The sequence below is a fragment of the Devosia indica genome, from assembly GCF_003056405.1.
GTDB lineage: Bacteria > Pseudomonadota > Alphaproteobacteria > Rhizobiales > Devosiaceae > Devosia > Devosia indica.
Map to the genome: position 1 here is coordinate 1 of NZ_PYVZ01000013.1, position 24,859 is coordinate 24,859.

The following is a 24,859-nucleotide window of genomic DNA, read 5'->3' on the forward strand; positions in this document are numbered from 1 at the left end:
GCTCAATAACGCCATGTCGATCACTCCTGGATCCCCCGACCAACAGCCAGGGGACGATCAAAACATGGGTCATTTCTCAGTGAAAACTTCTGCCCCTAGAGGGTCAGATCTCAGTGACATTCAACACTTTCACAATGTTCTTTGGATTCAGCATCTGGCCATTCGCCTTCTTGATGTGCTTTTCCGCCAGAAACTGCGTGAGCTTTACTGCGACCAAATGGTTCCGCTGAACCATGACGGACAAGAATTCCGTCGCTGCGGTCAGGTGGCCACCGTTCAACTCGATTTCGGCCGTAACCATCTGCAGGTAAAGGGCCACAGCGGCGTCCGCTTCATGGTGCTCACCTTGCTCGAAAGTCGCAGGGATGCTTCCGCGCGTCTCGTCGAAAAAAGCTAGGAGCGCTGGCATGTCAGTCAGCCACTCATAGTCCAAGTCTTCAGGCGAAAGGTCATATTCATCGTCGAAAGTCACGTTTGGAGGCTCCAGTAGCTGCTTTGGGCCAGCAGATACTCGGCCATTCAAATTTCTATTCTGAAATAAAATTAGCTCAAATTGCGCGGATCGAACGGAAGTGCCAAATCGCTAAGTCGGGCCGCCTTCCATGCCAGTCCGCCAGCATCTCCATAGACTGGTCGCTGCAAGGTATGACCAAAAAGTGCGATCCGAAGCTCCACGTCGAATCCGGCCCTTATCATGCGGTCTTCGAAACTGTGCCGGATCGAATACAGGCTGTGCTTGCTGGTTTCTCGCAGCCCATTGTCCGTGAGATATTTGTTGATCGTGGCACTAAGTGCTTCTTCTTTTTCCCGATAGCGTTCGAAACCTCTGGGGAACCGCTTCAAGGCCGCGAGAGCGGCGCCGACCAGGGGCACATATCGCTTGCTACTTGTCGTTTTGAGCTGGCGAGGATCAAGCGGATCAAGTCGTTCGGCAATCAAGAGGTGGGGGACTGCATCATCGATCGAGATGTTTTCGGCACGCAAGTTGCAGATCTCTGATGGGCGGGCACCAGTCTCTATCATGGTCCAGAGGATAGCCCGAGCCTCAATGTTCAGTTCTTTGAGGGACGTCCCCATTAGGAAATGATCGATCATCCACGCGTCCGAGAAGGCGGGGCGTTTTTTATCGTCGGCCTCTTTAAAGCTCAGCCCGCGGAACGGGTTCGGACGGTCTGGGTCGTCGTGGACGTGGTCGAAATAGGCCCTGTATAGCTTTCGAAGTTCGCCGATCTGTCGGTTGCCAGATGAAGCGCTCATTGGCGCAACTTTCGGATCGGTAGGACTAACTTTGTCGAGCCAGTGGCGATAGAACTTCACCGCATCCGCGCGTGTGATCGAAGTCAGTTCTTTATCGCCAATGAGTTCGGTGAAAGTGCGGATGGCGCGCTCAGGTATGACGCGCCACTTTTGCAGCTGCCGCTCAGATTTCTTGGCGAGCTCCGCGCGGTTGATTTCGGTGCAGTAGACTTCCAGTGCATCACTGAACTTTGCGCTGGGGGCTTCCGCGAGTCCGAGAGCTGCGTCGACAACGGTCGGCGGCGTGTCCGTCGGCATGACGGCCTCAAATCGCTCGGCCAAGTCCGGCCAGTTGGCCGTTTCCGCGAGGTCTGCTGCAGGCACATAACCGAACCCCAGAGCCAGTGCCATCCTTACGGCCGAGGCGTGACGATCGTCAGAAAGGGCGGTCCGCTTTCCCGCCATCATCGCTGACCACCGTTCATCGTCTGCGGCTTCCAAAAGATCCCGAGCGCGCCGAGCTGCCGCCAGGTCTCTCGTGCCCAATGCCTGGCGCACTACGGGTGCTCTTGAATCTTGATCCAGCAAGCCGGTCGGGACGCGCCTGTGATAGAACCAGCTTTGACCCCTTCGCTTCAAATAGCGGTCAAGATTAATTAAGCGAGGCATGGGCTGCCCTCCGTGGCACAGTTTGTGGCACACTTTGTGGCACAGGAATCACGGTGCAAAAAGCGCGCAGCGGCCAGCATTCAGCCTTTTATGAACTAAAACAGCGCTTTAGGTTAACAGCAATGGCGACGGAATGGAGCGGGTGAAGGGAATCGAACCCTCGTCGTAAGCTTGGGAAGCTTCTGCTCTACCATTGAGCTACACCCGCAACGCCCCCTAAATGCGGGAATTCTTGACAAGCGTCAAGCGGCGGTATTGCGCCGATGAACGCGCGGCAGAAGGGCTGTCTCCATTCTGTTCATTTGAGGGGGCCTGGACCAGGCAACCGGCATATTTGGCTCTTGCTTTGCTCAACAAACGCAAATATTGCGTAATGCAGCAGGAAAGGAACCGCAATGGCACCGGGCAAGCGCGCCAGCCAGGCCGATATCGCTGAGAAGCTGGGCGTCTCGGTGTCCACCGTGTCGCGGGCGCTGGCCAATGAGATCGGCATCAGCGACGCGGTGCGCGCCGATGTGCAGCGGGTTGCCCGGATGATGGGCTACAAGAGCAAGCACCCGCCCGCCGGGCTTCGCCTCGACAAGCGGGCCCTGGCTCTGGTGCCGATCAACAGTGCCGTGGGCAGTCTGGCCAGCTTCTACTACGACATTGTCGAGGGCATGCGCGCCCAGGCAGAGGCGCTGGGCCTGGTGCTGGACGTTCGTCTGGTCAATGAAGACCTGGTAACGCTCGACTTCGTTCGCCGCCAGGTTTCAAAGACCGGTGCCAATGGCCTCATCCTGGCCGGGATCGATCCAGATGAGGCTCTCGCGCAATGGGTGCTGGACAACGAACTGGCGCTGGTGCTGGCCAATGGTAGCGATCCGCTGATGCGCTTCAGCTCTGTATGTCCGGCCAATTTTTATGGCGCCTATCAGGCCACCCAGCACCTCATTGATGCCGGCCACCGCAAGATCCTGCACTACACCTACCGCCACCGCCCAACCATCCTGCAGCGCCGGCGCGGGTTCGAAGCGGCGGTGGCTGCCAACCCCGGCACCGAAGGGGTTGTGGTGATTTCCAACGAGCACACCAGCAAGGATCTGCTTGCGTCCCTGCTTGACGGCAAATACGACGTGACCGCGGTCTTCTGCTGGAATGACAGCGTTGCCGTCACCATGGTCGAGTCCCTGCTGGGTCAGGATTCGCCGATGCGGACCGGCTTTTCCATCATGGGTTTCGATGATCTGCCGATCGCCGGCATGGCCAGTCCGCGCCTCAGCACGGTGCGGGTCGATCGCGAAGCGCTCGGCCGCGGCGTGGTGCGCTTGCTGGCCAATCGGCTCGATGGTGAACTGGCCGTCCAGCAGCTCGAAATCGGCCTGTCCCTGATCGATGGCGAGACGGTGCATCGGCCGCTCTGATCGTCCGGCGATCGAAATTTTTCGTGTTCGCATGTTGAAAAACCGCCGCTTCGGCGCCGCTCCATGGCACCTAGCCGGCTGGCATTTCGATGCAATTTCCGCAAGTTTGCGTAAATTGCACAATATGCGCAAAAAGCTTGAATTTGCGTAATTTCGTGCGTAGCTTTGCGTCTGCCGCATCAGCATGCCCAGCCATCACCAAAGCTGAACGCAGCGCGAAATTTCGCTCCCGGGAGGGAAGCTGAACGGCAATGAGCACCTCACCCCAGCGTGAGGATCTGATGGACCGGCCCAGAGGAAAGCCGGACCTGAATTTGCGTCGAGGCCAGCCGGTGTCGACCGAGGGAGGACAACAATGAGATTGAACCATTTGTCTGGTTTGGCCGGGGCAGTGGCCCTGACAGCCATATTGGCCGCAGCCGGGCCGGCCTGGGCCCAGCAGCAGGCGCCCATGCTCGATGCGCTGGTGGAAAGCGGCGAGTTGCCGCCCGTTGAGGAGCGCCTGCCTGCCAATCCGCTGGTCGTCGAGCCTGTGGATAGCATCGGCACCTATGGCGGCACCTGGCGCAGTGCCCTGCGCGGCGGCCTGGATAACGCCTGGATCGCCCGAACCGTCGCCTATGACGGTCTGGTGCGCTACAATCGCGAGTGGGACGAGATCATCCCCAACCTCGCCGAAAGCTGGGAAGTCAGCGAGGATTCGCGCGTCTACACCTTCAAGCTGCGCGAAGGTCTGAAGTGGAACAACGGCTCCCCCTTCACCAGCGCTGATATCGCTTTCGCTGTCGAGTTGATGAGCGAGCCCAGCTATGGCGCCGGCACCTTCATCAAGAACCCCAACAACCCGGTCACTGTCGAGGTCATCGACGAGACGACATTCAGCTTTGTCTTTGAAAATCCCAACGGCCTGATCATGGACGATCTGGCCAGCGTCAACGGCTTCACCGTTGTCTCGCTCAACAAGGAATATTGCAGCCAGTTCTACCCCAAATACAATCCGGATGCCGAAGCCAATGCCCAGGCCGCCGGCTTCGAGACCTGGGAGCTGCACATGCAGGACCGCTGCTCCTGGGCTACCGAAACCATCCGCTGGGCCAATCCCGACCTGCCGATGATGAACCCGTGGATGATCGAGGAGCCGCTGACCGGCGATGCAACACGCACCACCTTTGTGCGCAATCCCTATTATTGGAAGGTCGACACCGAGGGGAACCAGCTTCCTTACATTGACCGGCTCACTATGCGCGTTTCGGACTCGCTCGAAGAGATCACGCTGATGGCGCTCAATGGCGAGATCGACTTCCAGGACCGCCACATCGCTACTGTCGCCAACCAGCCCCTGTTCTTTGATGGCCAGGAAGCGGGCGACTATCGCCTCGGTGCCAACGTGCCATCGACGTCCAATACGCTGGTGCTCCAGTTCAACATGAACCATGTCGATGAGAAGCGGCGCGAGCTGTTCCAGAACAAGGACTTCCGCATTGGCGTCAGCCATCTGCTCGATCGCCAGGAGATCATTGATGTGGTCTTTACCGGCCAGGGCGAACCCTTCCAGGTCGCGCCGCGCCCCGAAAGCCCCTTCTATGATGAGGAATTCGCCAAGCAGTACACGGAATACGACCCCGATGCGGCCGCTGCCGCCTTCGAAGCGGCGGGTCTGGTCAAGTCCGGTGAGTTCTACACCTTCGCCGATGGTACGCCGCTGCAGATCACCATCGACCTGATCGCCTCCTTCCGCTCGGAATGGGTGGACATGATGGAGCTGATGCAGTTGCAGCTTGAGGCCGGTGGTCTGGACATTGAGCTCAACAATATCGATCGCACGCTCTATTACGACAAGCGCCCGCTGGGTGACTACGATGCCCAGATCTGGCAGGGCGACGGCGGCCTCGATGTTGTGCAGGAGCCGCGCTATTACTTCCCCGCCAATGGCGAAAGCGTCTGGGCCTTCCGCTGGCAGGTCTGGTACAACGGCGCCAACCCCGAGATTGCCGAGGAGCCGGCTGATTGGGCCAAGGCGCAGATGGATCTCTACACGCAGCTCCGCGCCGAGGGTGATCCGGATGTCCGTTCCGACCTGATGAAGCAGATCCTGGAAATCTCCAAGGAGAACTTCCCGGTCATCGGTGTCAGCCTGCCTGGCAATGGCTACTACATCGCCAAGAACAATATGCGGAACATCGCCGAACCGATGCTGCACGCCTATCTGTTCCCGACCCCAGGTCCCTACGACCCGTTCCAGTGGTACTTCGCCGCTGAATAGGTCCCTCCCGGCCTCCCGCGGCCCCTCCCCAGAGGCCGCGGGCTGGCTGAGAGCTTGAAAAGCTTGCCTTATCCCTTGGGGAGACGGTGCCCCTCAGGGGGCAGGTGAGGGATCGCCTGGGCACGACAGCCAGGCGATTGCAGGAAGCCCTCCCTCCGCCGTTCTATCGGCCGCAGATAATCGGTCCGTCTCTCGCAAGGGGCGAGGGCGCATCCAGTTCGCTATTCCAGGAAGACGCCCATGCTGCGTTTCATTTTCAACCGCCTGATCGCCATGGTGCTGACCCTTTTCGCCGTCAGCGTCGTCGCCTTCGCCATCATACAATTGCCGCCTGGCGACTACCTGACCACCTATGTGGCCACGCTCAACTCCAATGGCGACCGGGTGGACCCGTCCACCATCGAAGCGCTGCGCCAGCAATACGGCTTTGGCGAACCCTTCCTGGTGCAGTACTGGAAGTGGATTTCCGGCATCCTCGGCCGGGGCGATTTCGGACAGAGTTTTGAATGGAAGGCGCCAGTCACCACCCTGATCTGGGGACGCCTGGGCAATTCCATCCTGATCGAAGGCCTGGCTGTCATTGCCATGTGGACCATCGCCCTGCCCATCGGCATCTATGCGGCGGTGCGCAAATATTCGCTGGGCGACTACCTGGCCACCATTGGCGGGTTCATCGGCCTGGCCGTACCCAATTTCCTGATGGCGCTGGTGCTGATGTATCTCAGCTTTGTCTGGTTCGGCACCACTATTGGCGGGTTGTTTTCGCCCGAGTTCGAGAATGCCCATTGGAGCCTGCCGCGCATTTGGGACTTCCTGTCCCGCGCCTGGGCGCCGGTGCTCGTTCTGGCCACCGCCGGCACGGCCGAGCTGATCCGCATCCTGCGCGCCAATCTGCTCGATGAACTGAAAAAGCCCTATGTCACCACGGCCCGGGCCAAGGGCCTGCCGGAGTGGAAGGTAATCCTCAAATATCCCGTGCGCGTGGCGCTCAACCCCTTGGTCTCCACCATTGGCTGGCTGCTACCGACCCTGGTGTCCAGTTCGGTCATCGTCTCGGTGGTACTCAACCTGCCCACTGCCGGCCCGCTGCTGCTGCGCTCGCTGACCAGCCAGGACATGTATCTGGCCGGCGCGATCATCATGCTGCTCGGGATACTCACCGTTATCGGGACGCTGGTTTCGGACCTGCTGCTGGCCTGGATTGATCCGCGCATCCGCTATGGGAGCAAGTAATATGGCTGTCGAGACAATATCCCCGGCCGAGGCTGCTGCCCCCCGCAAGGTGCGCCGCGAGTCCCAGCTTGCCCTGATGTGGCGGCGTTTCCGCCAGCACCAGCTTGCCGTGGTCAGCCTCTGGCTGGTCATCATTTTCTACCTCATCGCCGCCCTGGCCGAATTTCTGGCGCCCACTGATCCGTCCGCCTACAGCGCCCGGTTCACCTATGCGCCGCCACAAGGGCTGCATCTTTTTCTCCAGAACGAGGATGGCGGCTGGTCCTTCCAACCCCACGTCAACGGCTACAAATCCGAGGTCGACCCCCAGGCCATGCGCCGCACCTTCGTGGTCGATCCCGAAGTGGTTATTCCGGTCCGCTTCTTCGCCCCGTCCGAGCCCTACTTGCTGGCTGGATTCATCCCCATGTCGGTCAAGCTTATGGGCGTCGAAGGCCCCCGCGATCCCTTCTATATTCTGGGCGCCGACCGGCTCGGACGCGACCTGCTGAGCCGTCTTATCCACGGCACCCGCATCTCGCTGTCGATTGGTCTGGCCGGTGTCACGCTCAGCCTGTTCTTCGGCATCATCATTGGCGGCTTTGCCGGCTTCTACGGTGGCTGGTTCGACAGCGCTGTCATGCGCGTCGTCGAATTCATCCGCTCAATGCCCACCATCCCGCTCTGGCTCGGCCTTGCGGCGGCTCTGCCCAAGGATTGGACGGCGCTGCAGACCTATTTCGCCATCACCATCATCCTCTCGCTGATCGGCTGGACCGAACTGGCCCGCGTGGTGCGCGGCAGGTTCCTCTCCTTGCGCACCGAGGATTTCGTCACCGCCGCCCAGCTCGACGGCGCCAGCGACTGGCGCATCATCACCCGCCACATGGTGCCCAGCTTCACCAGCCACATCATTGCTGCGGCAACACTCGCCATTCCCGGCATGATCCTGGCCGAAACCGCGCTGAGCTTCCTCGGCCTCGGCCTGCAGGCGCCCATCGTCTCCTGGGGCACGCTGCTTCAGGAAGCCCAGAACATCCGTACCCTGGCCACGGCGCCCTGGCTTCTCGCCCCCGGCATTTGCGTGGTGGTGATCATCCTTGCCCTCAACTTCTTCGGAGACGGCCTTCGTGATGCCGCAGACCCCCATGGCCGATAAACCACTCCTGACCGTGAGAAACATGTCGATCAGCTTCTCCTCGCCCGACGAGGCCGATATCGAGGCGGTGCGGCAGGTCGATCTGACCCTCACCCCAGGCAAGACGCTGGCCCTGGTCGGAGAAAGCGGCTGCGGCAAGTCCGTCACCGCCCGCGCCGTCCTTCGCCTGCTCGACAAGAACGCGGTCATCCCGTCCGGCGAGATTCTGTTCGATACCGGCCAGGGCGCCGTTGATATCGCCCAACTCAAGCCCGACAGCCTCGCTATGCGCTCCATTCGCGGCGCCGAGATCTCGATGATCTTCCAGGAACCGATGAGTTCGCTCTCGCCCGTACATACCATCGGCGACCAGATCGACGAGATCATTATCCTGCATGACAGGGTGAGCCCGAAACAGGCCCGCGAGCGTACCGTCGCTTTGCTCGACCAGGTCGGTGTTCCCGGCGCGCGCGACCGCGCCAACGCCTATCCCTTCGAGCTTTCAGGTGGCCTCCGGCAGCGCGCCATGATCGCCATGGCGCTGGCCTGTACCCCCAAGCTGCTGATCGCCGACGAGCCGACCACCGCGCTCGATGTCACCACCCAGGCGCAAATCCTCGATCTGCTGCGCCAGCTTCAGGACGACTACGGCATGGCCATGCTGTTTATCACCCACGATTTGGGTGTGGTGGCCGAAGTCGCCGACGATATTGCCGTGATGTATCTGGGCGATGTGGTGGAGCAGGGCGACGTCTACGAGGTTTTCCGCAGCCCCAAGCACCCCTATACCCAGGCATTGATGAACTCGGTGCCGCGCCTTTCGCGCAAGGCCGACCGGCAACGGCTCTCTCCCATCAAGGGCACGGTACCCTCACCCAGGGACCGGCCTGCGGGCTGCGCCTTTACCAGCCGGTGCCCGCATGCCTTCGCGCCATGCCCCGACCAGCGCCCCGAACGCACCCAGCTCAGCGCCGGCCATGTGGCGCGCTGCCATCTCCTCACCCGTGAACCGGCGGAGGCCCTCGCATGACCACGCTGCTGTCCGTTGAAAATCTCTCCAAGGTCTTCACCCTCGGGGGCGGCCTGTTCGGCAAGGGCCGCGACCTCGTCGCCCTCAACGATATCAATCTCACTGTCGAACAGGGCGAAACGCTCGCTATCGTGGGAGAGAGCGGATGTGGCAAGACCACGCTGGGCCGCTGCATCATCAAGGCTCTCTCGGTGACCTCGGGACATGTCCGCTACCATCCCGAGGGCGGCGAGACGGTCGATCTGACCACGTTGAACAAGCGGGAGATCAAGCCTTTCCGCCGCGACATCCGGATGATCTTCCAGGACCCCATGAGCTCGCTCAATCCCAATATGCGGGTCTTCGACATCGTCGCCGAACCGCTCCGGATCCACAAGCTCCTGCGCGGCAAGGACCTGGAAGCGCGCGTCTATGACACGCTGGCCAAGGTTGGTATTGCCGCCGATGCCGCCGGCCGCTATCCGCATGCGTTCTCCGGCGGCCAGCGCCAGCGTATCGGCATTGCCCGCGCCCTGGTGCTCGACCCAAGGTTGGTCATTGCCGACGAAGCCGTCTCGGCGCTTGACGTGTCGATTCAGGCCCAGGTGCTGAACCTGCTCGATGATCTCAAGGCAGATTTCGGCCTCACCTATATCTTCATCAGCCACGATCTGGGCGTGGTGAACTACATCGCCGACCGCGTTGTGGTGATGTATCTGGGTCACGTGGTGGAGAATGCGCCCACCGAAATGCTGTTCGAGCGGCCCCGCCATCCCTACACGGAGATGCTGCTCGAGGCCCTGCCCATTGCCGACCCGACCCGGCGCAAGGGCCGGCGGACCGAACTTAAGGGCGAAATTCCCTATCTCGGCAATCGCCCGCAGGGCTGCCCATTCCACACCCGCTGCAAATATGCCCAGGACCGCTGCCGCAGCGAAAAGCCGGCTCTGCACGCCATCAACGGCACGGCCCAGCAGGCGGCCTGCCACTTTGCCGAAACACTCGAACTGACCGGTGCCTATGATGCACCGCAAAAGGCTATCGCATAAATGACCTATGATCCCGCCACCGCCAATCCGCTGTTTGGCAATCCACTCCAGTCTCGCGCCGACGTCGAAAAGGGCCTGCGCGATCTGTTTGATCCCTTGCTGCCCTATTTCTCGCAGGGGGGCGCCCGCGTCCGACTCGATGGGGCAGGGGCCCATTTCGACCGTGCCGCCGCCGACCTGGAAGGCTTTGCCCGCCCGCTCTGGGGGCTGACCCCGCTGGCTGCTGGTGGCGCCGATTTCGCGCATTGGGAGCTTTATCGCCAGGGCCTCGCCAATGGTACCGATCCTGACCATCCCGAATATTGGGGACAGGTCAATTCAACCGATCAGCGCATGGTCGAGCTGGCGGCAATCGGCTTCACCATGCGCATGGTGCCCCATCTTGTCTGGGCGCCGCTGCCGCAAAAGGCCAAGGACAATCTGGCGGCCTATCTCAAGCATGCCCGCCAGTTCGACTATGCCGACAATAACTGGAAGTTCTTCCGCATCCTGGTCGATCTGGGCCTGGAAGAATGCGGCGTCGACTTCGATCGCAGCCTGACCGAAAAATATCTTGAGGAGCTGGATGGCTTCTATCTGGGCGATGGCTGGTATCGCGACGGCAATGTGCGCCGCATCGACCACTACATTCCTTTCGCCATGCACTTCTATGGCCTGATCTATGCCAAGCTGGCCCGGGGCGACGAAAAGCGTGTTGCTGCCTACAAGGAGCGCGCGGCCCTGTTCGCCAAGGACATCCAGCATTGGTTCGATGAAGATGGCGGCACGCTGGCCTTCGGGCGCAGCCTGACCTATCGCTTCGCCTGCGGCGGCTTTTGGGGCGCTCTGGCGTTCGCCGACCTCGAGGCTCTGCCCTGGGGCAAGATCAAGGGCCACTTCCTGCGCCATCTGCGCTGGTGGGCCGACAAGCCCATTGCGCACGGCAATGGCGTGCTCTCCATCGGCTATGGCTATCCCAATCTCTTCATGTCCGAGAGCTACAATTCCGCCGGCTCGCCCTATTGGGCGCTCAAGGCCTTCCTGCCACTGGCGCTGCCGGCCGATCACCCCTTCTGGACAGCCGAGGAGGAAGCGGCCGGGTTTGACTCCAAACCCGTTCCGCTCAAGCATCCCGGCATGGTCATGCAGCACTCTCCCGGCAATGTCGTGGCGCTTTCGAGCGGCCAGCAGAATTGGCAGATGCGGCATGGTACCGAGAAATACGCCAAATTCGTCTATTCCAGCCGCTACGGCTTTTCAGTCGAGGTCGATGAACGCAGCTATCACCAGGGGGCATTCGACGGGGCGCTGGCGCTCAGCGATGATGGCCGCCACTACCGGGTGCGCGAGACCAACGAGACCGCCCAGATCGCCGAAAACTGCCTGTTCGCGCGATGGAAACCCTGGAGCGACGTCACGGTCGAAACCTGGCTGGTGCCGGCGCATCACTGGCATATTCGCGTCCACCGCATCACCACGCCGCGCGACCTGCATGGCACCGAGGGGGGCTTCGCCATTGCCCGGGCAGACCTCAATGCCGATACCTATCTTGATGCACCGGGCCGGGGCGAGGCGCATTCGGCCACCGATGTCAGTGTCATCCTCGATCTTGGCGGCCAGCGTGAGGGCCGGGCCTTCCGCGCTTTGCCCAACTCCAATCTTGTCGTCTCCAAGACCATTGTGCCTCAACTGCGTGGCGACATTCCTGCCGGCACAACGGTGCTGGTGACCGCGGCCTTGGCGTTGCCTGCCGGAGAAGAGGCGCAAAAGGCGCTGGCCAGCCCGCCCCACGCGCCGGACCTTGCAGCGCTGGAGGCCCTGTTTGCGCGCGAGGGCCGTGATGTCAGCGCCATTCTGGTGCCGGAGCGCTTCTGATGCGGCCAAAACTCATCTTTGCCCTGGATCCGCAAAAGACCTCTCATGTGTTTGAGGAGGAGGCATTGGACCGGCTGGGGCGAAGCTGCGAAATCCTCTCGCACACGCCGCTATCCGGCTTTTCCGCGCCGCAGGACAAGGCGCTGCTGGCAGAGGCCGACATATTGGTCACCGGCTGGGGTTGCCCCATGCTGACCCCCGACGTGCTGCGCGCTGCCCCGCGCCTCAAGCTGATCGCCCATGCCGCCGGCACGGTCAAATATACCGTCGATCCCACCGCCTATGCGTCGGGCATTCGCGTCACCCATGCAGCCGAAGCCAATGCGGTGCCGGTGGCCGAGTTCACCCTGGCAGCGATCCTGTTCGCCAATAAGCGTGTGTTCGAACTGCGCGATCTGTACCGCGACGATCCGACCCGCCGCAGCGCCTATCAGTTGATGGACGAGCCGATCGGCAATTTCCGCCGCACCGTGGGTCTGGTGGGCGCATCGCGCATCGGCCGCCGCGTTGCAGCCCTGCTCGGCGGATTTGATCTCAATGTGTTGCTCTACGATCCCTTCGTGCAGCCCGACGATCCGATCGCGCAGCAGGCCGAGCTGGTCGATCTCGACACCCTCATGGCGCGGTCCGATGTCGTCTCGGTGCACGCCCCCTCGCTCCCTTCCACCAGGGGCATGATTGGGTCGCGCCAGCTCAAGCTGATGCAGGACGGAGCAGCCTTCATCAATACCGCCCGCGGCGCGCTGGTCGAAGAGGAAGCCCTGCTGGCCGAACTGCAGACCGGCCGCATCCATGCCGTTATTGACGTGACCGATCCGGAAGTGCCACCAGCCAGCTCGCCCTTTTTCAGCCTGCCCAATGTCTTTCTCACGCCCCATGTCGCCGGTGCTATCGGCACCGAGCGGGCGCGTCTGGGCCTGATGGCGGTCGAAGAGATTGAACGCTTCGTGCGCGGCGAACCGATGCTCTACGAGATTGAGCCAGAACTGTTGGAGCGGCTGGCCTGATGAGGGACTGGCAGCACCAACGCCTGCAATACCTCACCTGGGACCGCACCCCTGAGGAGGTTGACAGCCCCGAGCACCGCGCTCGCCAAGCCGAATTGGTGAAGCGGGCAGGGGCCCAGTTCCATCCCACTGCCTATGTCGCCGCCGACGCCGCCATTTTCACAACAAGGCTGGCGCTGGGTGAACAGAGCTGGATCGCCGGGCATGCGCTGGTTCGCGGTGAGGTCACCTTAGGTGCCCATTGCACGGTCAATCCCCATGCCATGATCTCGGGCAAGGTGACCTGCGGCGATGGTGTCCGCATCGCCAGCCATGTTTCACTCGTCGGCTTCAATCATGGCTATGACGATCCTGACACGCCCATCTACCGCCAGAAGCACGAGACCCGCGGCATCACCATCGGGGACGATGTCTGGATTGGTGCCAATGCCGTGGTGGTTGATGGGGTCAATATTGGCCGGGGCGCTGTGATTGCGGCAGGTGCCGTGGTCAGCAAGGACGTGCCGGACATGGCCATCGTCGCTGGCGTCCCGGCCAAGGTGCTGCGGTTTCGCGGGCGTGGACGGCGCGACGAGACCCGCGCGCAACTGCAGGCGCTGGGCGAGCGCGCTGCTGCGCAATACCAGGCGATCCTGCAGCGCAACAGGACGGATGGAGACTATCTTTCCCGCGAAGGCCATGGCGAGAGCCGCAAAAGCATTCGCCATCTTTGCGATGCCATCGAGATCGCAACCGGCTTCGGCGGCGTGCCTGATGGGCTGGATGTTCCGGCGGCCATTGCCCGCCTGCAGGCGGTGCAGGATCCCGAAACCGGCCTGTTTCCCGATCCCTATCAGCCCCCCGGGCCGGGCATGGCGATGCGCGATGACGGGCTGGCGCTCTATAATGTCCTGGCTGTGGGCTATGCGCTTGAAGTGCTGGGTGCTCAGCCGCAACACCCGATCCCTGCCGTAGAACTCGCGGCGCCCGATCTTTGCCGATGGCTGGAAAGCCTGCCCTGGCGCAGCCGCGCCTGGGGCGCCGGGGCGGCCGTCGATGCCATCGGCACGGCGCTCTATTTCAACGCCCGTTATTTCACCACCGGCCATGCGCGCGATACGCTTTTCGGCTGGCTGGCCCTCAATCAGGATCGCGCCTCCGGCCTCTGGGGTTCACCCACTACGGACGAGGGATTGTTGCAACCGGTCAATGGCTTCTACCGGCTGACCCGCGGCACCTATGCCCAGTTCGGTGTGGCCGTGCCGCGCCCGGCAGCGGCCATTGACTCCGTGCTGCTCAACTATCGCAACTATGGCGGGTTTTCTGGGCCGACCTATACGGCCTGCAATCTGCTCGACACCATCCACCCGCTCCTGCTCTGCCTTGGCCAGACCGATCATCGCCGCGCCGAGGCCGAACAGATCGCGCGTGCCGTCATTGTGCGTGCCGGCCAGCGCTGGGTGGACGAACAAGGCTTCGCCTTCGCCGATGGCCAGCAACCGGGATTGCAGGGTACCGAAATGTGGCTCTCTGTCGTGCATCTGGCCGCCAAGCTGCTCGGTGAGGACGATGCCTTCCGCTTCGTGCCCAGGGGTGTCCATCGAACACAAGCTGTAGGATTGGGACTATGACGAAAAAAGCCCTTGTGGTCTGGGGTGGCATGGAACTGCACACGCCCGAGCGCGGTGCCCATGTGGTGCGGCAATTGCTTGAGGAAGAGGGCTTCGCTGTCACGGTCACGTCGGACTACGATGCTCTTGGCACCGAGGACGTCGGCACCAACGACCTCATCGTCCCCGTCATCACCGATGGCACGCTGGCGCCCGAGAAGATGAACAATCTGATCGCCGCCATCCGCGCCGGCACCGGCCTGGCCGGTTATCATATGGGCCTGGCCACCACATTCCGCGCCAGCGTTCCCTTCCGCTATGCGGCCAGCGTCTATTGGGTGCAGCACCCAGGCAATATCATGACCTACAGGGTCGATGTCACCCGCTCCGATCACCCCATCATGGCGGGCATCGAGAGTTTCGAGCACACCTCCGAGCAATACTACCTCAACTACGACCCCGCCGTTGACGTGCTGGCGACCACCACGTTTTCAGGCGAGCACCATCCCTGGCGCAAGGACGTGGTCATGCCGGTGGTCTTCACCACGACGCACGATAAGGGGCGGGTGTTCTACTCCTCCCTCGGCCATACGGCAGACGAGCTGGAAATCCCCCAGATCCGCACTATTCTCAAGCGCGGCCTGCTCTGGGCGGCACGCTGACGCCTATTGCTGCTGTTGCTGTTCGGCCTGCCGGCGCAGCACTTCGGACTCGGGCAGCGCATTGGCATATTTCAGCTCACGATTGGCTCGATCCCAGAAGGCCGGGTGCACCCGGTCCAATTGAGTAATCTCACTCGGCGTCAGCCCCAGTTGCGCGGCCAGCTCCGGGCGCAGATAAAGAATCGTGTTTTGCCGGTACCAGGCCGGGATGGCTTCATCCGTCCAGATCACGGGCCTGAGCACGTCATGGGCGCCAAAACCATGCTGTGCGAACAGCCCGGCCCAATAGCTCGGCCATTGTTCGTTGCTGTGGCCCACCCCGCCCTGACCGGGAATCGCCGCGCCGAACAGCACCGCCGGCGCCATCACACAAAGATCGGCAACAAACCCCGGCGCCCGGCCCGGCGAGAGATGCTCGGCCACTTCCAGGCTCATCACCAGATCGACCTGTGGCCCGGCAAAACCCTGTTCCAGGTCGCGCGGCGTAAAGGTGATGCGCTGTTCATCCAGCATGTCCTGGGTCACCCAGTCGCCCTCAAAGCCGAATGCGGCCTCGGCACCCATCTCCAGCGCGGCCGCCAGAAAAGTGCCGGTTCCGCAGCCGATATCGGCAATGCGACCGCGCGGCAGCCCCGCCGGCAACGCCCCCAGAACGCGCCGCGCAGCATGCAAAGTATGCCGCCGCCGCTCGGCATAAAAATCCGCTGGATAAAGGCTTGTGCTCATTATGATGTGTGCTTTTCCGGTTCGCTGCGATGCTACAGGTCACTACGAAAAATGCCCAGAACTTGATCACAATGATGACATTGTGCCCTGCAAGTCACGCTTCGGTAAGGGCTTCTGGGTCAGGAAGTCCGGCAATCCTGGTGTTTTCGCGTAGGTCTGCCGGTGCCGATTATTGATTTCTTTTTCAAGGCCCACGAGCCCGGGCTAATCCTTCTGGCGGCAACCATCTGCCTGATTTCCTCCTATGCCTGCATTGGCCTGCTGCGCCACGCTCAAAGGTCCAAGGACCACATGCGCATGGTCTGGACTGGTGTCGCTGCCCTGGCAGTCGGCTTTGGCATCTGGGCCACTCATTTCGTCGCGGTTCTCGCTTTCCGGCCTGGCTTCACGCTGGACTATGATCTGGGCCTGACCGCCCTTTCCATGCTGATCGCCATCCTGGTCTGCGGTGCGGGCATTGCCGTGGCGGTGCGCGGCACCAGCGTCTGGGACCATGTGCTGGGTGGGGCCGTTGTCGGCGTTGCCATCTCCTCAATGCACTATGCCGGCATTGCAGCCCTGATCATGGGCGGCAATCTGCAATGGAATCCCGGTCTGGTCGCTGTTTCGATCCTGTCCGGCATTGTGCTTGGTGGCTTGGCCTTCCGCACGGGCATGGGCCGTTCGCTGCGGGGCCTGTTTGGCGGTGCATTTCTGCTGACCGGCGCGATCTGCGCCATGCATTTCACGGCCATGGCGGCGGCCGATTTTTCGCTCTGCTTCCCCTTGTCCGCAAATGGCAGCGTGGACGGCTTCTGGCTTTCGGTGGCCCTGGCCTTCATCTCCGTACTGCTGCTTGCCCTGGCCCTGGGCAGCACCATGCTGGACGAAGCCGATCGCCGCCGCACCGAACGCGAGCGCGACAGGCAATTGCGCGACGCACGCCGGCTCAGCGAGGTGTCCACGCGGCTTGAACTGGCACTGACCAATATGGCGCAGGGCCTGGGCCTGTTTGATGCCGATGGCACCTTGCAGCTCTACAATCAGCGTTTTCCCAACCTGCTCGGTATCGATAGTGCCCAGGACCTGACCGGCATCACCTTCCCCCAGGTCTGCCGCAAGACTTTGCAAGGGGTCGATGCCGATTTCCAGGATATCGATGTGCGGCTGGCTGAAATTCTGGATAGCCACGAAAGCCTGATCCGGCACGGTGGCGAAATCGTCCACAAGTTCAGCGAAGACCGGGTCGTCCAGATCAGCCATAACCCTGTCGGCGACGGCTCCTGGGTGACCACGATTGATGACATTACCGAACGGCACCGCTCCGAGCGCGCCATAGCCCACCTGGCGCGGCATGATGGCCTGACCGGATTGCCCAACCGGGCGCGGTTCAATGAAGCCTTCGAGTGGTCCTTGTCCAAGGTCAGGGAAAATGGCGGCAAGATCGCCGTGGTTGCCATCGATCTTGATCACTTCAAGGAGGTCAATGACAGCCATGGTCATGCCGCCGGTGACCTGGTGCTCAAGACCATAGCGTCCCGCTTCAATGCCTTGCTGCGTGAAGGCGAGATGATGGCTCGTCTTGGGGGTGATGAATTCGCCGCGCTCAAGGAGTTCACCTCCATGGACGCCTTGCGCGAATTCCTCACGCGGCTCGAAGAAGCACTCACGCTGCGCATCGAGAATGATGCCTTGACTGTTTCCAGCGGGGGCAGCATCGGCGTCGCCGTTTATCCTGATGACGGTGTTGACCTGTCCAAGCTGCTGAGCAATGCCGATCTGGCCATGTATCGCGCCAAGGCCGAATATGACCGGGCCATCTGCTATTACGAGCAGGATATGGACGAGCATGCCCGTCATCGGCGCGACATGGCACGCGATCTATGGACCGCGGTAGAACAGGGCGGCTTCTATCTCGCCTATCAGGTGCAGCGGTCTGTTTCGACCGGCAAGGTGACCGGTTACGAGGTCCTGCTGCGCTGGAAACGGCCCGGGCATGGCGATGTGTCGCCCGCCGAGTTCATCCCGGTGGCCGAAGAGTGCGGCGCCATCAATGCCATCGGCCTCTGGGTCCTCAGGACCGCTTGTGAAGATGCTGCCTCCTGGCCCGAACCCTATAAGATTGCGGTCAACGTCTCAGGCATTCAGCTTGCGCAGGTCGACCTGATCGATACGGTTCGCAACACCTTGCTTGTGACGGGCCTGACGCCTGACCGGCTCGAACTGGAAGTGACCGAGACCGCGATTATCGGTGACAAGCAGCGGGCATTGCACATTCTGCGCCAGATCAAGGCCATGGGCGTCTCCATCGCAATCGACGATTTTGGCACCGGCTATTCTTCGCTCGATACACTGCGCAGTTTCCCCTTCGACAAGATCAAGCTCGACCGCTCTTTCATGAGTGAGGTTGAAAGCAATGAGCAGTCCAAGGCTATCGTGCGGGCCATCCTGGCCCTTGGCCACAGCCTTTCCGTGCCGGTGCTGGCCGAAGGGGTGGAAACCCATGAGCAGCTCGATGTCCTGCGCAAGGAAGGCTGCACCGAAGCACAAGGCTTTCTGCTTGGGCGCCCCGGCGCCATTGATTGGGACGACCTGCTGGAAGTAGGCGTTTCGGCCTGAGGCGCCCCCAGCAAACAGATTGACCGGATCGTCGACCCGGAGATAGCGTGCGCGCCATGGTCACGATCAAAGAAATCGCCGCGACGGTCGGCGTCTCCAGCGCCACCGTGTCGCGCGTTCTCAACTATGACTCCACCCTGTCGATTTCCAATCGCAAGCGGCAGGCCATCATCGAGACGGCCGAAGCCCTCAACTACGCAACCCCGCGCAATCGCAACCGCGCCATTCAGCAGGGTCTGAACAAGCTGGCCCTGGTTCACTTCCTGGCGCCGGAGCGCGAACTGGTCGATCCCTATTACGTGGCCCTGCGCCTTGGCATCGAGCGGCGTTGCGCCGCCCTCAAGATCGAAACGGTAAAAGTTTACCACACCGATGCGCGGCCGGACGCCAAGCTGCTCCAGGACGCGTCCGGCACCATCGTCATCGGCCGGCACGACGAGGACGAAACCGAATGGCTGGCCCATCATTCCCGCCAGATTGTCTTCGCTGACCATGTGCCCCATGACGACCAGATCGACTCGGTCTCTGCCGATCTGCGGGCGGCCATGGAAAAGTTGCTCTCAGCGCTCGCGCAGCGCGGCTATCGACGCATGGCCTATATCGGCTGGAGTGACCGGCGCGCTCAGGCCTTCGTGCAATGGATGACGGCGGCCGGCTGGTTCGACGACCGCCTGTTCCGCAATGGCGACAATACCGAGGAGGGCGGCTACCGCCTGACGCGTGAAATCCTTGCCGAGCGTCGGCCGGTCGATGCCATTATCACGTTCAACGATTCCATGGCCATCGGCACCTATCGCGCCCTGCACGAAGCGGGCCTTTCAATTCCCGGTGATATCGGGGTGGCCAGCTTCAATGACATCTCGGTGGCGCAGTTTCTCAATCCGCCCCTGACAACCGTGCATTTGCCGGCCGAGGAGATCGGCGAAACCGCCGTGGAACTGCTGCTTGAGCGGGTCGGTGGGCGCGACCTGGCCAAGCAAATCAGCCTGGCGTCGCGCATTGTCTGGCGCGCCAGCACCCGCGCGCTCGCCGATGAACAGGCGCGGTAAATTTCTTCCAGTAAATATTTACTGAAATTCTTGCGCGGCGACCAAAAGTCATATTAGTCTGCTCTCAGGGTGATGAGGAAACACCCAATTGGGAGGAAATTCAATGACTCGTATGTCCACGGGCCTGAAGCGCTCGCTTGCTGTCGCGATGGCCAGCGTATCCATGTTCAGTGTCACGGCCGCCTCGGCAGCCGAAATCCTGGTCTGGTGCTGGGATCCGAACTTCAATGGCGCGACCATGGAAGAAGCTTTCTCGCGCTATCAGGCCGAACATCCTGACGATACCATCCGGGTGGAGATCTTCGACAAGGCCGCCATGGAGCAGAAGCTGCAGACCCAGCTTGCTTCGGGTACCACCGAAGGCCTGCCCGATATCGTGCTGATCGAAGACTATCGCGCGCAGAAGTATCTGCTGTCGTTCCCTGGCGCCTTCGAGCCGCTGACCGACCAGATCGACTACTCGGCCTTCGCGCCCTATAAGGTGGAAGTGGCGACGGTCGACGGCCAGACTTATTCTATGCCCTTCGACTCCGGCGTGACCGGCCTTTTCTACCGTGCCGACAAGCTCGAAGAAGCCGGATACACGGCTGCCGATCTGGAAAACATTACCTGGGATGAGCTCATCGCAATCGGCCAGGATGTGATGGAAAAGACCGGTGAAACGCTGCTGCCGATCGACCCCAATGCGTCCGATCTGTTCCGTATCATGATGCAGTCGGCAGGGACCTGGTACTTTGACGCCGACGGCAATGTCACCATCGCCGACAATCCGGTTTTCCATGAGGTGCTCTCGACCTATCAGCGTATCCTGGCCGGCGGTATCACCAAGCCGGTTTCGGGGTGGACCGAATATACCGGGAGCTTCACTTCCGGTGACACGCTGGCCACACCCACGGGTGTCTGGATGACGGCAACGATCAAGGCCAATCCGGATCAGTCCGGCCAGTGGGGCGTTGCCCCGGTTCCGCGCATGGGCGATGTCGAAAGCTCGGTGAACGCGTCCAACCTGGGTGGCTCGAGCTGGTACGTCCTGTCCTCTGCCCCGCAGAAGGATCTGGCCATCGACTTCCTCAAGAGCGTTTGGGGGAGCGACGTCGATTTCTATCAGGAAATTCTGGTCAATCAGGGGGCCCTGGGCACGTATATGCCGGCCCGTGAGGGCGAGGCATTCCAGGCCAGCGACGAGTTCTTCGGTGGTCAGCCGGTATGGCAGAACTTCTCCAACTGGCTCGCCGAGATCCCCGCGGTCAACTATGGCATCTTCACCGAAGAAGCCGACTCCGCGGTCGTGGCACAGATCCCGGCGATCACCAGTGGTGGCAATATCGATGAGATCGTTGCCGCGATTGACGCCCAGGTCCGTCAGCAGACCCAGTAAGTCCGGATCGCCGGCGGGCCTTGTGCCTCCCGGTTCTCCCCGAGGCCTCCGCCGCAAGGCGGGGGTCATCGGCGAATGCATGACAAGAGCGGATGGGGGTTTGCGTGGCGCAATCTGGCTTGGCGCGAAAAGAGCAGGTGAGCGGCTGGCTGTTTGTCATGCCCGCACTGGTTCTGCTCGGCATCTTTATGATCTACCCGATCCTGTGGTCGCTCTGGATGAGCTTCCAGGTCGGGCGCGGCATGTCGTTCAGCTTCGGTGGCTTTGCCAATATTGTCCGGCTGACGCAGGATCCGGTTTTTCTCCGGGCATTGACCAATACCTTGGTTTTCCTGGCGATCCAGGTGCCGATCATGCTGGTCCTGGCTTTGCTCTTTGCCAGTGCCCTCAATGACAGCAAGCTCTGGGGCCGCAGCTTCTTTCGCACCGCCATTTTCCTGCCCTGCGTCACCTCGCTGGTCGCCTATTCGGTGATCTTCAAGTCCATGTTCGCTGGCGACGGGATCATCAACCAGGTTCTGCTCGGCCTGCACATCGTGTCGGAGCCGATCGCCTGGCTCGCCGATCCGTTCTGGGCCAAATTCGTGGTCGTCTCGGCCATCACCTGGCGCTGGACCGGCTACAACATGATCTTCTACCTCGCCGCCATGCAGAACATAGACCGCTCGATCTATGAGGCGGCGCGCATCGACGGCGTGCCCACCTGGGCCCGATTCTGGTACATCACCGTGCCCATGCTCAAGCCGGTGATCCTGTTCACCGCCGTTATCTCCACCATCGGCACGCTGCAGCTGTTTGACGAACCCAACCTGCTCACCCAGGGCGGACCATCGGATTCGACGCTGACCCTGTCCATGTACATCTACAATCTCAGTTTCCGCTTCATGCCCAGCTTCGGCTATGCCGCCACGGTCTCCTATGTGATCGTCGTGCTGGTCGCCATTCTGAGCTATATCCAGTTCCTGGTTGCAAGGGATCGCCGCGCATGAGCAATCCTCTCGCCCTTCTCGGCCGGGCGGCCACCTATCTGGCGCTCAGCCTGGCTGCCTTTGTCTCGGTCTTTCCCTTTGTCTGGATGGCCATCGCCGCCACCAATACCTCGCCCGACATCATCAAGGGCAAGGCCACGCCGGGCACCGCTCTGTTCGACAATATCGGCACTTTTCTGACCTCCGTGGACCTGCCACGGGTATTGTTCAACTCCTTCTTCATTGCCGGAGTTGGCACCGCGCTGACCCTGCTGGTGTCCTCGCTGGCCGGCTATGGTTTTGAAATGTTCCGCTCCCGCTTCCGCGAAAAGCTGTTCGGTGGCTTGCTCTTGATGCTGTCCATCCCCTTCGCGGCGCTGATGATTCCGCTCTTTGTGATGATGGCGAACCTCAAATTCATCAACACCTACCAGGCCATCATCCTGCCCACCGTGGCCTGGGTGTTCATCATCTTCTATTTCCGCCAGGCGACCAAAGCCTTCCCGCATGAACTGCGTGATGCCGCCCGGATCGACGGGCTCAAGGAGTGGCAAATCTTCCTGTTCGTTTATATGCCGGTGATGCGCTCCACCTATGCGGCGGCGACCATCATCGTCTTCATGATGCACTGGAACAATTATCTCTGGCCGCTGATCGTGCTCCAGACCAACGACATGTTCACCCTGACCCTGGCAGTGGCCGCCCTCAGCGCTGGCTACACCCCCGATTTCGGCCTGGTCATGGTGGGCGCGATTGTTGCGACCCTTCCCACCCTTGTCATCTTCTTCCTGCTCCAGCGCCGCTTCGTCGAAGGCATGCTGGGTGCCGTCAAATAGAGTACTGCATGCGTCCCCTGATCGACTTCAATTCCGGCTGGCTGTTCGAAGGCAAGGATAGCGTCCGCCTGCCGCACAATGCGGTTGAGCTGCCCTTCTCCTATTTCGACGAAAGGACCTATCAGCGCGTCTTCACCTATGAGAAGCGCTTTGCCGCCGATCCGGCCTGGCAGGGCAGGGAGGTCGCCGTTGTCTTTGACGGGGCCATGGCCAATGCGAAAGTCAGCCTCAATGGCGAGGAGATCGCCGCGCACAAGGATGGCTACACCCCCTTCGAGGCCCGTCTGACCGGCAAGCTGCTTGACGGCGAGAACGTGCTGACCGTCACCATAGATGGCAGCGAGAACCCTGAAATCCCGCCCTTTGGCGGGCAGATCGACTACCTCACCTATGCCGGCCTTTACCGCGAAGCCTGGCTGCGGGTGACATCGGGCATCTTTGTGGGCAATGGCAAGGTGGAGACCCCGGACGCGCTGGTCGCGCAGAAGTCGGTCCGCGCCCGCATCGAACTCGCCAATCCGCAGGACCTGCCGCTCTCGGGCACGCTATTGGCCACGCTCAGTGACGCCGCAGGCAGGACCCTGGCGACCACCGATGCCGCCATTGCCGGCCCAATGGTTGATCTGGCCTTCGATGGTCTTTCCGATATCGAACTCTGGGATATCGACAATCCCGCGCTCTACACGCTTGCCATCATAATTGACACAGCCTCGGGGCAGGATGAGGCCACATTCCGCTTCGGCTTCCGCAGCGCCGAATTTACCGCGGAAGGCTTCAAGCTCAATGGCCGGGCACTAAAGCTCCGCGGCCTCAATCGGCACCAATCCTTCCCCTATGTCGGCTATGCTCTGGGCAAGTCGGCGCAGGAGCGCGACGCGGAAATCCTTAAGCGCGAACTCAAGCTCAACATGGTGCGCACCTCGCACTATCCGCAGTCCCACTACTTCCTCGACCGTTGCGACGAACTGGGGCTTCTGGTTTTTGAGGAAATCCCGGGCTGGCAGCATATCGGCGGCGAAAGCTGGAAGGACGAGAGCGTCGAGAATGTTCGGCGCATGATCACCCGCGACTGGAACCATCCTTCCATCGTCATCTGGGGCGTTCGCATCAACGAAAGCCAGGATGATCACGACTTCTACCTGCGAACCAACGCACTGGCACACGAACTCGACAGCACAAGGCAGACCGGTGGTGTGCGCTACATTACCGATAGCGAACTGCTCGAAGATGTTTACACCATGAATGACTTCATTCTGGGCCAGGAGGAATGGGGCGGCAACCGTCCGCGCACGCCACTTCGGCCGCAGCAGGAAGTCACCGGCCTCGACCGCGTCGTGCCCTACATGATCACCGAGTATGGCGGTCACATGTATCCCACCAAGTCCTGGGATCAGGAACAGCGCCAGGCCGAACACGTGCTGCGTCATCTCGAAGTCCTCAACGCTGCCTATGGCGACCCGCAGATCGCCGGGTGCATCGGCTGGTGCGCCTTTGACTACAATACCCACAAGGATTTCGGCTCCGGCGACCGCATCTGCCATCATGGCGTCATGGACATGTTCCGCGAGCCAAAATTCGCCGCCTACGCCTATATCAGCCAGTGCGACCCGTCCGACGAAGTGATCCTGAAGCCGGTGACCTTCTGGGCGCGTGGTGAACGCAATATTGGCGGCGTGCTGCCCCTGATGATCCTCACCAATTGCCACGAGGTCGAACTGCGCTATGGCAATAATCCGCCTAAGCGCTTCCGGCCCGACCGTGATGCTTTCCCCCATCTTCCGCACGCTCCCGTCATCATTAAGCGCGAACACCTGACCGATGAGGAACTGGGCCTGTGGGGCATGAGCTGGGAAGACGCCACCATTATCGGCTTTATCGACGGCAAACCCGCCAGGTCCGTCGACTTCGTCTCTGACCCGGTTGCCCACGCGCTTGAGGTCGTCCCCGACGCGACCGAAATCGGCGCCGATGGCGACACCACGCGCATCATGGTCCGCGCCATCGACCAGTCCGGCAGGACGCTCCCCTTCTTCCCCGAGCCAGTGTCCATCACCGTCTCGGGCGCGGCCGAGCGTCTCGGTCCCTGTCTCGTGCCGTTGCGCGCTGGTTCAACCGGCTTCTGGCTGCGCTCGACTGGCCCCGGCCCGATCACCGTCACCGTCACCAGCGAACGGCTTGGCCGCGCTGAACTCACCCTGTCTGCGAGCTGAGGA

The 24,859-nt window shown here is 61.4% G+C and carries 19 protein-coding genes and 1 tRNA gene; 16 read left to right on the plus strand and 4 right to left on the minus strand.

From position 1 onward, the window contains the following. Positions 1-103: 103 nt before the first annotated feature. The 3 genes from DDE76_RS13045 to DDE76_RS13055 form a co-directional block, all read right to left on the minus strand. Positions 104-472, minus strand: a complete 369-nt coding sequence (locus tag DDE76_RS13045) for a hypothetical protein (RefSeq protein WP_104892163.1) — start codon at positions 470-472, stop codon at positions 104-106. A 71-nt stretch (positions 473-543) separates the two neighbouring features. Then, positions 544-1,905 carry a tyrosine-type recombinase/integrase gene (locus DDE76_RS13050; protein WP_104892162.1) on the minus strand — a complete coding sequence of 454 codons (1,362 nt, stop codon included), beginning with the start codon at positions 1,903-1,905 and terminating at the stop codon, positions 544-546. 134 nt (positions 1,906-2,039) lie between these two features. Then, a tRNA-Gly gene (locus tag DDE76_RS13055) sits at positions 2,040-2,113 on the minus strand. Between the two features lie 187 nt (positions 2,114-2,300). On the opposite strand from DDE76_RS13055, the gene DDE76_RS13060 reads away from it, so the two are divergent. The 10 genes from DDE76_RS13060 to DDE76_RS13105 all read left to right on the plus strand — a co-directional run bounded on the left by DDE76_RS13060 (position 2,301) and on the right by DDE76_RS13105 (position 15,091). Next, positions 2,301-3,308 carry a LacI family DNA-binding transcriptional regulator gene (locus DDE76_RS13060; RefSeq protein WP_104892161.1) on the plus strand — a complete coding sequence of 336 codons (1,008 nt, stop codon included), beginning with the start codon at positions 2,301-2,303 and terminating at the stop codon, positions 3,306-3,308. A gap of 355 nt (positions 3,309-3,663) precedes the next feature. Next, a complete protein-coding gene (locus DDE76_RS13065) occupies positions 3,664-5,571 on the plus strand; it encodes an ABC transporter substrate-binding protein (protein WP_104892160.1) in 1,908 nt (635 codons plus the stop codon). A 240-nt stretch (positions 5,572-5,811) separates the two neighbouring features. Continuing rightward, positions 5,812-6,804 carry an ABC transporter permease gene (locus tag DDE76_RS13070; RefSeq protein WP_104892159.1) on the plus strand — a complete coding sequence of 331 codons (993 nt, stop codon included), beginning with the start codon at positions 5,812-5,814 and terminating at the stop codon, positions 6,802-6,804. A 1-nt stretch (position 6,805) separates the two neighbouring features. After that, entirely contained in the window at positions 6,806-7,942 is a 1,137-nt protein-coding gene (locus tag DDE76_RS13075) for an ABC transporter permease (RefSeq protein ID WP_198650908.1), read from the plus strand. Beyond that, positions 7,932-8,951: an ABC transporter ATP-binding protein gene (locus DDE76_RS13080; RefSeq protein WP_104894761.1), complete on the plus strand. Its 1,020-nt coding sequence runs from the start codon at positions 7,932-7,934 to the stop codon at positions 8,949-8,951. The genes DDE76_RS13075 and DDE76_RS13080 overlap by 11 nt, the downstream gene beginning before the upstream one ends. After that, complete coding sequence (locus tag DDE76_RS13085) at positions 8,948-9,979, plus strand: ABC transporter ATP-binding protein (protein ID WP_104892157.1); 1,032 nt, start codon at positions 8,948-8,950, stop codon at positions 9,977-9,979. The genes DDE76_RS13080 and DDE76_RS13085 overlap by 4 nt, the downstream gene beginning before the upstream one ends. Further along, positions 9,980-11,833 (plus strand): DUF2264 domain-containing protein, encoded by a 1,854-nt coding sequence (locus DDE76_RS13090; protein ID WP_104892156.1) that lies wholly within the window; start codon positions 9,980-9,982, stop codon positions 11,831-11,833. Beyond that, on the plus strand, positions 11,830-12,840 hold the full coding sequence (locus tag DDE76_RS13095; protein WP_104892155.1) for a hydroxyacid dehydrogenase: 1,011 nt from the start codon (positions 11,830-11,832) through the stop codon (positions 12,838-12,840). The genes DDE76_RS13090 and DDE76_RS13095 overlap by 4 nt, the downstream gene beginning before the upstream one ends. Beyond that, on the plus strand, positions 12,840-14,450 hold the full coding sequence (locus DDE76_RS13100; protein WP_104892154.1) for an acyltransferase: 1,611 nt from the start codon (positions 12,840-12,842) through the stop codon (positions 14,448-14,450). The genes DDE76_RS13095 and DDE76_RS13100 overlap by 1 nt, the downstream gene beginning before the upstream one ends. Continuing rightward, positions 14,447-15,091, plus strand: coding sequence for a ThuA domain-containing protein (locus DDE76_RS13105; RefSeq protein WP_104892153.1), 645 nt, complete (start codon positions 14,447-14,449; stop codon positions 15,089-15,091). The genes DDE76_RS13100 and DDE76_RS13105 overlap by 4 nt, the downstream gene beginning before the upstream one ends. 3 nt (positions 15,092-15,094) lie before the next feature. Here DDE76_RS13105 and DDE76_RS13110 read toward each other — a convergent pair whose 3' ends face one another. Continuing rightward, positions 15,095-15,817: a class I SAM-dependent methyltransferase gene (locus tag DDE76_RS13110; RefSeq protein WP_104892152.1), complete on the minus strand. Its 723-nt coding sequence runs from the start codon at positions 15,815-15,817 to the stop codon at positions 15,095-15,097. Positions 15,818-15,979: 162 nt separating this feature from the next. Between DDE76_RS13110 and DDE76_RS13115 the strand changes: the two genes are divergently transcribed. The 6 genes from DDE76_RS13115 (at position 15,980) to DDE76_RS13140 (ending at position 24,856) form a co-directional block, all read left to right on the plus strand. Further along, complete coding sequence (locus DDE76_RS13115; protein ID WP_104892151.1) at positions 15,980-18,415, plus strand: EAL domain-containing protein; 2,436 nt, start codon at positions 15,980-15,982, stop codon at positions 18,413-18,415. Positions 18,416-18,471: 56 nt separating this feature from the next. Then, positions 18,472-19,464, plus strand: a complete 993-nt coding sequence (locus tag DDE76_RS13120; protein WP_104892150.1) for a LacI family DNA-binding transcriptional regulator — start codon at positions 18,472-18,474, stop codon at positions 19,462-19,464. Between the two features lie 103 nt (positions 19,465-19,567). Beyond that, positions 19,568-20,842, plus strand: a complete 1,275-nt coding sequence (locus DDE76_RS13125) for an ABC transporter substrate-binding protein (protein WP_198650909.1) — start codon at positions 19,568-19,570, stop codon at positions 20,840-20,842. A 158-nt stretch (positions 20,843-21,000) separates the two neighbouring features. After that, positions 21,001-21,831, plus strand: a complete 831-nt coding sequence (locus DDE76_RS13130) for a carbohydrate ABC transporter permease (protein ID WP_425430634.1) — start codon at positions 21,001-21,003, stop codon at positions 21,829-21,831. Beyond that, the gene (locus DDE76_RS13135) at positions 21,828-22,646 is read left to right on the plus strand and encodes a carbohydrate ABC transporter permease (RefSeq protein WP_104892147.1); all 819 of its coding nucleotides are present in this window, start codon (positions 21,828-21,830) and stop codon (positions 22,644-22,646) included. Before DDE76_RS13130 ends, DDE76_RS13135 begins: the two co-directional genes overlap by 4 nt. Positions 22,647-22,654: 8 nt before the next feature. Further along, positions 22,655-24,856, plus strand: coding sequence for a glycoside hydrolase family 2 protein (locus DDE76_RS13140; protein ID WP_104892146.1), 2,202 nt, complete (start codon positions 22,655-22,657; stop codon positions 24,854-24,856). The last annotated feature ends 3 nt before the right edge of the window (positions 24,857-24,859 follow it).